General features: G+C 65.2%; 9 protein-coding genes. 3 read left to right on the top strand and 6 right to left on the bottom strand.

The features are described 5' to 3' along the window. Positions 1-52 precede the first annotated feature (52 nt). Positions 53-448: a TfoX/Sxy family protein gene (locus tag J2X01_RS14145; protein WP_310058515.1), complete on the bottom strand. Its 396-nt coding sequence runs from the start codon at positions 446-448 to the stop codon at positions 53-55. Positions 449-776: 328 nt separating this feature from the next. Then, positions 777-1700 carry an Ltp family lipoprotein gene (locus tag J2X01_RS14140; protein ID WP_310058512.1) on the bottom strand — a complete coding sequence of 308 codons (924 nt, stop codon included), beginning with the start codon at positions 1698-1700 and terminating at the stop codon, positions 777-779. 600 nt (positions 1701-2300) lie between these two features. On the opposite strand from J2X01_RS14140, the gene J2X01_RS14135 reads away from it, so the two are divergent. Next, complete coding sequence (locus J2X01_RS14135) at positions 2301-2657, top strand: hypothetical protein (RefSeq protein ID WP_310058508.1); 357 nt, start codon at positions 2301-2303, stop codon at positions 2655-2657. Positions 2658-2984: 327 nt separating this feature from the next. Here the strand turns inward: J2X01_RS14135 and J2X01_RS14130 are convergent, their stop codons facing one another. Genes J2X01_RS14130 through J2X01_RS14115 form a run of 4 tightly spaced genes read right to left on the bottom strand, consistent with a single transcriptional unit; the run spans position 2985 to position 9787 of the window. After that, complete coding sequence (locus tag J2X01_RS14130) at positions 2985-4262, bottom strand: Wadjet anti-phage system protein JetD domain-containing protein (RefSeq protein ID WP_310058504.1); 1278 nt, start codon at positions 4260-4262, stop codon at positions 2985-2987. Next, positions 4252-7701 carry an ATP-binding protein gene (locus J2X01_RS14125; protein ID WP_310058501.1) on the bottom strand — a complete coding sequence of 1150 codons (3450 nt, stop codon included), beginning with the start codon at positions 7699-7701 and terminating at the stop codon, positions 4252-4254. The genes J2X01_RS14130 and J2X01_RS14125 overlap by 11 nt, the downstream gene beginning before the upstream one ends. Continuing rightward, a complete protein-coding gene (locus J2X01_RS14120) occupies positions 7698-8348 on the bottom strand; it encodes a DUF4194 domain-containing protein (protein WP_310058498.1) in 651 nt (216 codons plus the stop codon). The genes J2X01_RS14125 and J2X01_RS14120 overlap by 4 nt, the downstream gene beginning before the upstream one ends. Continuing rightward, positions 8345-9787 (bottom strand): DUF3375 domain-containing protein, encoded by a 1443-nt coding sequence (locus tag J2X01_RS14115; RefSeq protein WP_310058495.1) that lies wholly within the window; start codon positions 9785-9787, stop codon positions 8345-8347. Before J2X01_RS14115 ends, J2X01_RS14120 begins: the two co-directional genes overlap by 4 nt. 277 nt (positions 9788-10064) lie before the next feature. On the opposite strand from J2X01_RS14115, the gene J2X01_RS14110 reads away from it, so the two are divergent. Beyond that, on the top strand, positions 10065-10802 hold the full coding sequence (locus J2X01_RS14110; protein WP_310058493.1) for a hypothetical protein: 738 nt from the start codon (positions 10065-10067) through the stop codon (positions 10800-10802). 111 nt (positions 10803-10913) lie between these two features. After that, positions 10914-12104, top strand: coding sequence for an acyltransferase family protein (locus tag J2X01_RS14105; RefSeq protein ID WP_310058491.1), 1191 nt, complete (start codon positions 10914-10916; stop codon positions 12102-12104). Positions 12105-12192 lie beyond the last annotated feature (88 nt).

Raw genomic sequence — 12192 nt, 5'->3', positions numbered from 1 at the left:
TCATACGGCATGCCGGGCAGCGCGAGCGAGAGCGCGACAGGGGCGGGAATGGCTACTTCTTCGCGGCCTTCGCCTTTGGAGCCGTTGGGGATTTCGGGGCCTTCGGCGGCAGTCCGGCCACATGCTCGAACGCCCTTTCCACCCACGCCCTGGCCCGGGCCTTATCGCCGTCGCCCTCGGCATTCCAGATCTCCGGCAGCCCGGTATAGCCGCCCATCGGGCGCTCGGCCGGCCCGAACGGAACGGTCCGCTCGGTACTTTCGAGCGTTTCCTTGTCCGCTTCGCCCAGCTTCACACCGATGGTGGGGCCGAACAGGCCGGCGAACATGTTGCCGTGCACGAACGCCCCGAGGTTGCCGAACATCGGTTTGACCACCACCTCGGGATGGTCGGGAAGCACCGCGCGGAAGTGTTCCTTGTCGGCGTCGGACGCTTTGGGCATTTCCATGGTCTTCCTCCGGTAACTGACGGTCACGGACTGGTCTCCCTGCAGGATATGCCCGCGACAGGGGACGGTACAGGTGGTCCCGGCGTCGTGACGTAGTCCAGGACCCGGAAGTCAGCGGTCATCGCGGCCTTGGTAATTCGGGTGTTCACGCGGTGGTTGGCTTCGGCGTTGAGGAAGTTCCGCGAGAACAGATGGAAGCGGCGTTCGCATCTCATCTAAAACCACTGGCATCTTCAGCGGTCGCCGCGAATGTCTATCGAGTCTCGGTCGTTCAAGTCCAGTGGCGGCGTCAGTCTCGGTACCGCCGCCACTGGACTGTGACAGTCGCCTAGAGACCTGTCTGGCTCACTCCGTACTCGGCCTGCGCTGAGGTGTAGCCCTCGAATAGCAGCTGGTCGACCAGCCCGGAACGCGAGAAGGAACTGTATTCGAGGTACGACTTGGCCTTCTTGGCGGCCTGTTGGTTCCAATCGACGGTGACACGGTCAACAGCCCACGTCGCGTCATTGGTCGAATACTTCTCGAACTCCAGCTGCCCGATCAGACCGGTGCGGGAGAATGCGGTGTACTCAAGGTAGTCAGCAGCTTTCCGCAGGGCGTTCTGCTGGCTTATCGTCCCCCTCTTAGCAGCAGCTTCAGCCTCAGCAGCAGCCTTCGCGGCGGCGTCTGCTGCAGCCTTCGCGGCAGCGTCGGCATCAGCTTTCGCCTTGGCAGCAGCGTCCGATTCGGTCTTGGCTTTGGCGGCAGCATCGGCGTCAGCTTTTGCCTTGGCGTCGGCGTCAGCTTGAGCCTTGGCTTCGGCCGCTGCAATCGCAGGGTCCTTTGTGGGCGTGGCTGAGGGAGTAGCGCTGGGAGTCGCCGCGGAGACCTTCGGGGTGGAAGCAGGAGCAGACGCCGGACCGGAGCCGGCACGGGCTGAGTTGACGACGATGCTGAGAAGAATGACCACGCCTGTGACGATCAGGGCCATTTTCTTGTGCTTCTCGTAGCCCTCCAGCGGAAAGCCCTGCTTGTCGCGGGTTTTGTTGGTCAGCACGAGGATCAGGTCGATGAGGGCCCAGATGCCGATGCCACCCAGGGTGATCAGCTTGAGGATGCCCGTTCCGACTTTGCCGAGGTAGAAGCGGTCTGCGCCGAGAATCCCCAGGAGGAGGGACAGCAACCACGTCACGAGGAACGACTTGTGGCTTTGCTTCACCTGACCGTAGCCGTATGCCGGCGGGTAAGGTGCGAGGTTGGGGTTTTGGCTCATAAGAGTCCTTTCAGAGGACACCTGACCAACGAGCGATGCGAAGCGTGCGTGGTGGGTGCGGTGTTGGACGCCGAATGAGGGCCGCCCGGCTCGGAGCGCCGATCGCAGAAGCGGTAGGCGGCGCGCTGAAAGGCTTGGAATAACAGGATCGCTTCCCCCAATAGCGTCACGGGCATCTTTGCCCGTAAACGGATGCTACACCTTGTCCGTTGAAGGATAAAGTAAAACGATTGATGACTCGATTTCTACCGGCATTTGGACCGCGACCCACGTCGCCGAGTTCATTTCATTGCTGGTCAAACTCGCCACCGGTCTAACCACTTCCGAAAGAAGGACAAATTGACAGCACCCGAAACGCCAGGGCATCCGCTCCCGCCGGCACCTCAGGCCCCGCACTCTCCTGCTCGCCAGTTGGGACGGGAAGTATCTCATGCACACCTATCGGGAGATGACAGCGGACAGAGCAGCGATTCAGGCCCGCTAGGATCGGGCGGGCCGTCGCTGAGGACGCCCCCGCCGAAGGCGGTCCTCTTCGCTGGGGCCAGCCTGATCTTAGGGATTTTGCTCGGAATCGTAGGAACTACAACTGTTACGGCCGCGGTGAACGACGCCAACGCGAAAGCCGCTGCTGAAGCTGAAGCAAACAAGCCGAGGCCGCTGCCGGACGCCGTTGGAAAATGCAAACTCACCTCTGAGAAAACCTCGGCGAAGCTTGGCGACGGCGGTCGCAGCCTTTCCCTGGACAACAAGGGGAAAGACGACTCCTCGGGTTTGACAATGACGCAGATCGACTGCGTTCTCGAGGCCCTCAACATGCCTGACTCCATATACGACCAGATGGGCACCACTAGGGCGCTTGATGGCACGCAGCGAGACAGTTGGGGTGCCTTCAGTGTCTCTTGGAATTACCACCCGGATAGTGGGCTCAACGTAAATATTAAGGAATCGGTGAGCTAACAGGGCCGATCTCAACGAGAAGTCCCTTACTCGCTTTATAGACCGTACTGAGACTGGGCGGTCAGCGAATATCGCTGACCGCCCGAAACGAAGATGACGACCGCCGATCTCGTGCGCGACGTTTCTGTCCCTTTCGGCGACGAAGACCCGCTGGCTCGTGGTGCCCCAGCTGGGTGATGTTCCTGAAGCCGCCCAGGAGCCACTTCTCCTGCTTCGCTCCGGTGTTTGTGTGATCCTCGGCCAGCCGCACGGCCACCCGATCCGGGGCGCCAGAGTCACGGAGTAGTCCCTACACGCCGACCCAGTGGGCGGAGCACTAAGCCGTTATCACCGGGCGCGCGCTCCAACGGCAAGTCTCTGCCGCGCCCAGTCCCACCGGATCAGCTCCTGCTCCAACCGGACTGCCGGGCCAAAGGTGCCATCCCCCAACGCTTGGTACAGCGCCGACTCCTCGCCGGTCAGCCGCGTCAGGGCAGCCGTTGAGGGCTGCGGCTCGCTGCCCCACACGTCCCGGTGCTCCAGCAGGGTGGCCTCATCCATCAGGACGCTCACCACGTGCGGGTGCACTGCCCTGAGCTCGTCCAGGATCCGGAAACCGTGCGTATCCAGGTCCCCCCAGTACAGGACTTCGCAGTCACGCAACCAGGCAGCATCGCGCAGGGACGAGAATCCGTAGCCGCCGCCATAGATCGCCAGCGAGCCCGTGCGTTCCGGCAGGGCCAGGAAGTTCACCAGGTTCTCGGTGACGATCACGGACGCCACCGGCAGCCGCAGCGAGCTGAATGCCTCGGCTGTGACGGTGATGTCCCGGGCGCCGCCAAGCAGCGGAACGGCGGGGTCCAGCATCCGGAACCGGACCAGCTCGGGTGGATGCGCGAATCCGTGCCGTGCCGCGAAGCGGGCGGCGGGCGTCCGCGCTGCAGACTGACCCAGCAGGGAATCCGGTTCCGCCGGGACTTCCGGCAGGTCTTCGCCAACGGACGCTACTTCGGGGAGCGCCTCCGGACGCAGGGCATCTGCCAGCGCATCGATCACCTTCCGGTGGTTTTCGATGAACTTGGTGTGCACCCTGGGCAGGCTGAGCTGTCGGACGTATACCCCTGGATCAGGATTGTCCCGCAGCCACAGCGCCACCCGGGCGGCCGTCAGCGCATCGGCTCCGAGGTCCAGTAGCCGCAGCGGCCGTCTCAGCGCCCACGCTCGGAAGGCAGGGTTCAGGGCCGCCAACTCTTCGGTGAGCCCGTGGAACCGGGCAGCGTCCTTCGATCTTCCAACAAACGCAATCTCATTGTCCGCCGCCGCAAACACCGCCGCGGCGGGCAGCAGGTTGGCGCCGATGGTGCTGCGGCCTACCTCCGCCGTCTCCAGGGCGTAGTGACCCGTGGAGCCAAACAACTCCGCCGCCCACGCGCGGGCCGCAGCGTAGTCACTCCGGAGCCCGGCCGCCGTCGGACGCTTCAGCGGGCGGCGGCGCGGGTACAGTCCGCTGGGTTCCAGCAGCTCGCGCAGCAGCGCCCCGCTGTCCCAGGCCTTCTGTGACTGGGCGCGGAGCACCGCCAGTGTGGTCCAGCCTTGAGCCCGGCCGGCCGACGACTCAGCCGGCACGGCGGTCCCGCTCGTCCCGGTACTCCTGGATGGTCATGTTCCGCAGCTGGGAATCGTTGCCGTTGGTGTTCGCGACGAAGCCCACGTGCGCGACGAACGGTTCAATCACATGGATCTTCTGCAGGGGCGTGACGATCAGCAGCTGGAGCTTCATCCGCTGGAACAGCTCCAGGCCGTAGCGCGCGGACTCGTCCGAGCCGCGGCCGAAGGCCTCGTCGATCACCACGAACCGGAAACTGCGGCCCTTCCCGGCGTTCCGGCCACTGCCGCTGCCGCTGCCGCTGCCGCCGGCGCTGCCCTGCCCGGACCCGAGCCCGAACTGGAACGCCAGTGCCGCGGCGAGGATGGTGTAGGCGAGCTTTTCCTTCTGCCCGCCGGATTTACCGCCGGAGTCGGTGAAGTGCTCGAACTCCTCGCCGGTCTCCGTCCACTTCTCGGAGGCGGAAAAGGTGAACCAGTTCCGCACGTCCGTGACCTTGGCCGTCCACCGTTCGTCGAGCGTGGTGTAGCCGTCCCGGCCCCGGAAACGCTCGATCAGCCGCGACACCTGCAGGTACTTCTGCTCCGAGTACTGCTCCTCGTCGCCGATGGTGCCCTCCGAACAGGCCCGCAGGTCCATGCCGAACTGGCGGACATCCAGGTCCGTGGTGTTCTGGTGCTCCAGCTGGATATGCCGGCCGGCGTTGTACTCAATCCCGGCCAGCGAGAGGTTGATTTCGCCGATCCGGTTCACGATGTCCTGCCGGCGGCTGTCCAGGAAGGCGTTGAAGGCCACCACCTCGTGGATGGTGTTCTGGTTCAGCGAGTCCTTGAAATGGGCTTCGAAGCGGGGCAGGTCGTTGCTGGCCAGCTGCTCCAGGAGCCGGTTGAAGTCCCCGGAGGCCTCCAGGGCCGCGTCGATTTCGGTGGTCTCGTTCGGGTACTTGTTCCGGAAGTCGGCCATCAGCCGCACCGTGGTCTCCGCCGTGCGGGCGATCCGTTTGACCAGCGCATCGATGATGTCCGTCAGCCCGGCCCGGACGGTGCTTTCCACCGCCGCGGTGTTTTTGTACGTCAGCGGTTTGTCCCCGAGCGCCCCGGCGGCGAGCTTCGCGACGGCGGCCAGCAGGCCGGCGTCGTCGGTCAGGGGCTGCCCAGCCAGGACGGCGGCGCATTCCTCGATCGCGGCGGCGATTTCCTTGGCCGCTTCCTCATTGGCGCCGATCCGGCGCTGGAGTTTGTCCGCCTGGTCCTCCAGTCGCCCCAGCCGCCCGGCCATCTCCGTTTCCCTGGCCGCGAGCTGCTGCAGGACATCGCTGGCGGACTCGAGCTCGGTTTTCTCTTGTTTGAGGTCGTCGATCCGGCGGGCGGTGAGCTGCCAGCCGATCTCGGCGAAATCCGTCACGGACCGGACCGTGCCGAGCTGCTGGTTCTGCCGTCCGAGCGCACCGAGGTAGTGGTCCACCTTGCCGAGCCGGGCGCTGTTGCCCTGGAGCTGGCCGCGGACCTCGTCCTGCTCGGCGAGGAAGCGGGTGACCTTGTCCTGGTTGTCCCAGCCGAGCACGTAGTTGCGCCGGTCGGCCAGGTCCTTGCGGTCGTCCTTCTCATGCCGGCCGCGGCCGCCCTTGAGCTGGCCGTTGAGGGTCAGGGCCTTGGGGTACCGGCGGAAGTCCTCCAGGTTTTCGCAGCAGAAGTAGTCGAACCGGCCGCTGAGTTCGTCGAGGAGGAAGTCCCGGAACGGGGTGCCCTGCTTGATGACGATCTTGGCCGCCAGCGTTCCCGGCCCGGCTGACCTCGGTGCAGACGACTCACCGACCTTCAGGTACACCAGCCGGCCGCGGAGGTTGTTGCTGTCCACCCACTTGCTCACGGCCGCATAATGCTCGGCGGGTACCAGCAGGGAGAGCGCGAAGCCGTGGAGGGTGCGTTCCGCAGCGCCCTCCCACTCGGCCTCGCCGTCGCGGACCCGCAGCAGTTCGCCGGCGTAGGGCAGCGCGTTTTCCGGTATTCCGGTGCCGTCAGAGAGCCGGCGGCGGAGCTCCAGCTGGGGGCGTGGCAGCAGGTTGGGGCGGGACTGCAGGCTGGTCAGTTCGGCGGCGATCTCGGCGGCGCGCTCGGTGAGGGTTGTCCGTTCGATGGTCAGCGTGGTGCGGCTTTCCTGCAGCCGGAGGGAGTTCTCGCCGAGCTCCGCTTCCACCCCGGTGAGGCGGGCGCGGTTGGCGTCGAACAGCACCCGGTCCTCGGCGGCGGGCAGGCCCAGGCCGGCGGCGGCTTCCGTGTAGTTCTCGAAGCGCTGCCGCTGAGTGCGGGAATCCCCGGCAAGGCGCGTAACCTCAGCCTCAATGGCGGCCAGCCGGCCGCCGCCGTTGCTGCGGATGTCCTCCTTGACGCCGGAGAGGTCGTGGCGCAGCTGGCTGACCGCGGTGGACAACTTGCTGCCGTCCTCCCGCAGCCGGACTCCGGTACCCGCCAGCTCCGCCTGGTGCTCCCGGCTCAGCGTCAGCTTCTGGTCCGTGAACCAGGCGTGCAGCTGGTCCCGCTGTGCCCTGGCGACCTCGTCCTCGGCGGTCAGCCGGGCGTGCTGGGCGGAACCCTCCTTGATGGGCGTCAGCAGACCGATCTGGTCCTTGGCCCGCAGCACGGCGTCGTGGGCCTTTTTCAGGTCGTCGAAGTGGTGGATGAGGTTGCCGATCCGGGCCTCGACGTCGTCTTCCTCGAGCATGTTGGTGCGCACGAAGGAAGTGATGTTCTCCACCTGCTTCATGGACACGGTGCGGTGGAACAGCTCCATGGCCTGATTTCCGCCGATGCCGAACTGCCGCTTGAACGCCGCCGCGTAGGGGTCGAAGGAATCATGGACGGTCACGCCCGCGGCACGGAGCTTCTTTTTCAGCTTCGCGGGGTCCTGGCCGAAGTTCGCGAAGTCCGCCGCGATGGACTGGTCCGTCTCGGCGAGGGAGTAGAAGCGGCTGGGCTGGCCGGCCTCCTGCATGGCCCAGAGCGTGACGGCCAGGGTGACCGATTTGCCCAGCGCCGCATTGTGGAAGACGCCGAGCACCACGGTGAGGGTTCCTGTCCCGCGCAGCGCCACCGGCTTGGAGTATTCACCCCCGGCGCTGCGGGTGCTCTTGTGGAAGCCCCGGACGTAGGACATCAGGGTGCGTTCCTTCTTCTGCGCCCCCGCGGCCTTGTTGTACTCGATCCTGTTCGCCGGCAACAGCAGCGTGGTGATCGCGTCCACCACGGTGGACTTCCCCGAGCCGATGTCGCCGGTGAGCAGGCTGTTGGCGCCGTCCAGCCGGAACGTGCGGATCCCCTGGTGGAAGGTGCCCCAGTTGAGCAGCTCCAGGCGGTGCAGCCGGAAGCCCGGGGGAGTCCCGGCGTCGTCCGTCACGTCGTGGCCGGGGTCATCCAGGCTGAACAGGCTGTCCTGCAGTTCGGTTTTCAGTTCAGCGGTCATCTGCTTTCCACCTCCGTTACGTCGGTGCCGTTGCCGGTTCCTGCTCCGGTGAGCGACGAGCGGTAGTCAGCCAGCCGGGCGTCGAACTCCTCCAGCCACTGCGCGTCCACGTAAGCCTTCAGGATGCGGGCCACCTCATACGTTCCCACCTGTCCGCGCAATTTCCGCAGGAAGCCCAGCTCCACCACCTTCTTGATGTTGGCGCCGAGCTGGTCCAGGATGCGGGCCTCGTTGCTGGATTCGGGCAGGAACACCGAGACCATGTCCGCGATTTCCTCCTCGGTCATGATGAGCCGGAGCTCGCTGCTGTTGGTGTCAAACTCCAGCATCCGGCCGCGCAGCAGGGCCAGCAGCAGGCTCACATTGAAGGTCAGCTGGCGCCGCGGGATCAGCCGGGGGAGGGTCCCGTCCGGGTCCTCCCGGGACTTCAGGAACGCGTACCCCTCGGATTCGTCCAGGATCAGGTCCAGCCCCAGCACGGACACGTAATCGCGGACCTGGGAGGTCAGGGCAAGCAGCGACTGCCAGATCTTCTCGTCCGCTTCGGCGTAGATCACGCCTTTGAAAAGCCGGGTGACGACGCCGGGAAGTTCCTCCGGCGTCCGGGCGTCGGCGGTCCTGGCTTCCGGTGCTCCGGCGGGGTTCATGCGGGCCTTCCAAAGATGATCTGGTCGATGGTGGCCTCGCGGATGCTTCCATCCGGCAGCTGCCAGGACAACTGCTGTGTGGCCTCGGGGTTGATGCTGGCCCAGTCCGACTCGGTGGCGAGCTGGTAGTAGGCGACGATCTCGGCGAGGCCCTGCTGCAGCGGGTGGGCGTCGGTGATGTCCGCGAGGGTCGCCTGCTCCGCGTCGGACAGGACAGCGTCGATGCTGGATTTGAGCCGCTGGGTATCGACGTGGAACTGGCTGAACAGGGCGCCGGCGTCCACGTCTGTGTCGTCGGCGGCAACGACGTCGTCGTCCACCATCACCTTCCGGCTGGGCTCATAGAGCGGCCGCTCGAACGGCAGCGACACTTCCACGGACGGGGCGGCGACGTCCAGGAAGACGCCCGACGGCGGCGCCTCCCGGGTGCCCAGCGCGCCGGATTCGATGCTCCGGATCAGCTGCATGATGCGTTTGTTTTCCAGGAAGACCTTGTCATCGAGGAGCCGGCGCATCTGCTGGGACAGCTGGCGGACCGTCGCCTGGGTCTGCTCGACGGCGGGCAGCCAGTCCTGGTGGAGGTTGGTCACGGCGTGGAGGTTCGCCGTGCCGGACAGCGCCTCGATCTGGGTGGCGCGCTGCAGCAGGTCCCGCAGTTCGGTGCGCAGCTGCGGGGACATCAGGTAGTCCCAGAAGCCCTGGAACGTCCGGCCCTGGAGGGAGCTGCTGATGTCCTGCTGGTTCGCGAAGATGGTTTCCAGGAGCTCGCCCTGGCTGCCGTCCCAGGTGGCGATCTGTTCGCGGACCTGGCGGTCCAGTTTACGGAAGTTCTGCTCCACCTCGCGGAAGTCGGAGAGCAGGTCCTTGGCCAGGGACGTCAGCTGCTGGAAGTGGTCCAGGGCTTCCGGGGCGGTCATGACCCTGATGTTGCCGTCCCTGATCCGCTGCATTTCCGCGTCGATCCCGTCGCGCTGCCGCTGAAGCTCGGCCAGCCGCACTTCCGGGTCCGTTTCCGACTGCTGCACCAGGGCCTTGAGGACGGCAAAGATACTGGTCAGCCGCGACTGCGTGGCCACGAAGTCCCGGCCGCGCAGGCTTTCCACCCAGTGCACCACGTCCTCCGCCGCGGCGGTGAGATCGTAGCGGGGCTCGTCCTGGCCGGGCACGTAGTATTTGCGCAGCCAGGCCCGTTCCGGGGCGGCCCACTCGTCCAGGTACTCCGACGCCGGGCGGGGGAACTTGTCCTCGCCGAGGACATCGCGCAGGCCGAACAGGACGTCGTCCAGGTGGTCGATCAGCTCCTGGCGGCCGAGGTCGCGCTGGTTGGGACCGGTGAAGGCCCTGATGAAGAAGGAGACTGCCAGCGGGGCGTTCTGCGCGCGCAGCAGCGCCCATCCCGCGTGGTTCTCACGCAGCGAACTGATTGCGTAGTAGTCCATCGTGTCCTTGGTGCAGCGGTGCGTGCTGAGGGTTAAGGCCTAAGGTACAGGCGTCCGCAGACAAACCTGTGGAGGCGAAGTCACCCTGCCTATTTTAGAGCGGGGTGCGCCCGGCCGTCGTCGTTCCATCCTTGCCCAACGCCCCGCCACGCGTGGTGTTTGTCAAAGGGTGTTCTGCTTCCGCGCGGACTCCACTACCTTTTTTCTATGGCCATGGGCAAGCAACGGTGCTCTGACCCCCTGCAGGAATTTCTACTCAGAAGGAGTGGGAAAGGTCATGAAACCACGAACCAAAATCTTCTTTGGCCTCATCGTCCTGTTGCTGGTTATTGGCGGGGTGACACTATTTGCCCTCGACACCACAAAAAGGAGCAGGGCCGCGGAGTACAACCCGCAGATCAACCCTGCCGACTTCACCACCAACATAACCAATCAATACTTCGCCCTCCCGGTCGGGAAAAAACTGACCTACGAGACCACCGAGCAGGGAAAAGTCACCGAGAGGGTTGAAATCGAGATCCTGCCGGAGACCAAGACGATCGAGGGCGTGGAGACGGTGGTGTACCTGGATAAGGAATACAAGAACGGGCAGCTCGTCGAGGAAACCCGGGATTACCTGGCGCAACACAAAAACGGCGACGTGTGGTACTTCGGCGAGGAAGTGGACAACTACTGGAATGGAATGTTGTTGAACCACTCCGGCAGCTTCTTACATGGAAAAGACGGGGCAAAAGCCGGCATCTGGATGAAGGCCGAGCAGCGCGCCGGCGATTCCTACCGGCAGGAATTCTACGTTGGCCATGCGGAAGACATACGGGACACCGTCGCTACCGGCGAGACCGTCTCCACGAAATCCGGCACCTACACCGACTGCGTCAAGGTCTACGACTGGACTCCGCTTGAAAGGAATGCGCGGGAGCATAAATATCACTGCCCCCAGGTCGGTGCCCTGGTTCTTACCGAGGACCTGCAGACAGGGAGCCGGTCAGAACTCGTGAATGTTGCCCTGCCCTAGATTTCCGACAGCGCATCCTCCTGCCGTCAGCTCTTCCGACACGGCACGGCACCGGCCAGCGCAACGCCGCCAGCTGGAGGTCCAATGTAACGAACTGGTAACATCAGGTGAATGCGCTCTAATTCTGGTCACTCAAGAGTCACGCAGCTGGACGGCCTCAGGGGGCTCGCCGCCCTGGTGGTTGTTGCCTGTCACGTCGTGTCGACGCTCCCGGGAATCGGGAGCGCGGTAAGCGGCAACCGCTCCGCGGCACTCACTTCCGCGCAGACGTGGGCTGTTTTCTCTCCGCTGCACATCCTCTGGAACGGCACCCCGGCGGTCCACGTCTTTTTTGTGCTCTCCGGCTTCGTGCTGGTCCTGCCATTCACCAGGCCGGGGGCGGCCAGGAGCTGGGCCCAGTACTACGCCAAGCGTTTTTTCCGGCTCTACCTGCCGGCCTGGGCGTCCCTTGCGGTCGCCGTTGCGTTGATTGTCATCATTCCCCGGTCGGCGTCGCCGTTGCAGAGCCCGTGGGCGGACATGTACGTGATCCAGCCCGGCCTGGGCCAGGTCCTCAAGGACGGGCTGCTCCTGCTGAACGCCAGCACCATCAACACCCCGCTGTGGTCCCTCAAATGGGAAGTCGCGTTCTCTCTCCTGCTCCCGGCCTACGTCCTCATCGCCCTCCGCTGGCGGCGCTTCTGGCACCTGAAAATCGGCCTTGCCCTCGTGCTGGCCGCGGTGGGAGCCCTGCAGGACCTGGACTGGCTGTCCTATCTGCCGATCTTCGCGATCGGGGCGGTCCTGGGCGCTGAACGTGAGCGGATCCGTGAGCTGACCCGGTCCTGGCCCCGCTTCGCCTGGTTCGTCGTGGCCGCCACGGGACTTTTCCTGGCCAACGCCGAATGGATCAGCCCCGAGCAGCCGATCCCCGGCGTCGAGGCCGTTGTGACGGTGGGCGCGACGCTGATCGTCCTGCTGTTCGTGTCCTGCGGCTCGGCCAAGCGGCTCGGGGATACGGCCGTCGCGCAATGGCTGGGACGCGTGTCCTTCAGCCTCTACCTGGTGCACCTTCCGATCATCCTGGCCGCCGTCACCTTGCTGCGCTCCGTCTCGCTGCCCCTCGCGCTCGCCGTTTCCGTGGCCGCTTCGTTCGTGACGGCCGAGCTGTTCTACCGCTATGTGGAACAGCCCTCCCACCGGCTCTCGATGGCCGCGGGACGCGCCGTGGCGCGCCGGACTGGCCCCGAACCCCGCGCGGACCGCACGGAAGCCCCACCCGTCCGTGCCATGGCCGAGGCGGCCTCAGGTCACAGCCGCTAGTCCGAAAATGAGATGACCTGCCTGTGGTCGGGGCCAGCGTGTGGGTGTCCGGAGGCGACATGGAGCCTCCGGTGGTCATGAAGATGGG

This window comes from Arthrobacter ginsengisoli (assembly GCF_031456935.1).
Classification (GTDB): Bacteria; Actinomycetota; Actinomycetes; order Actinomycetales; family Micrococcaceae; genus Arthrobacter; species Arthrobacter ginsengisoli.
The sequence above is the reverse complement of the archived record's forward strand: the minus strand, read 5'-3'. Positions and strand labels throughout refer to the sequence as shown.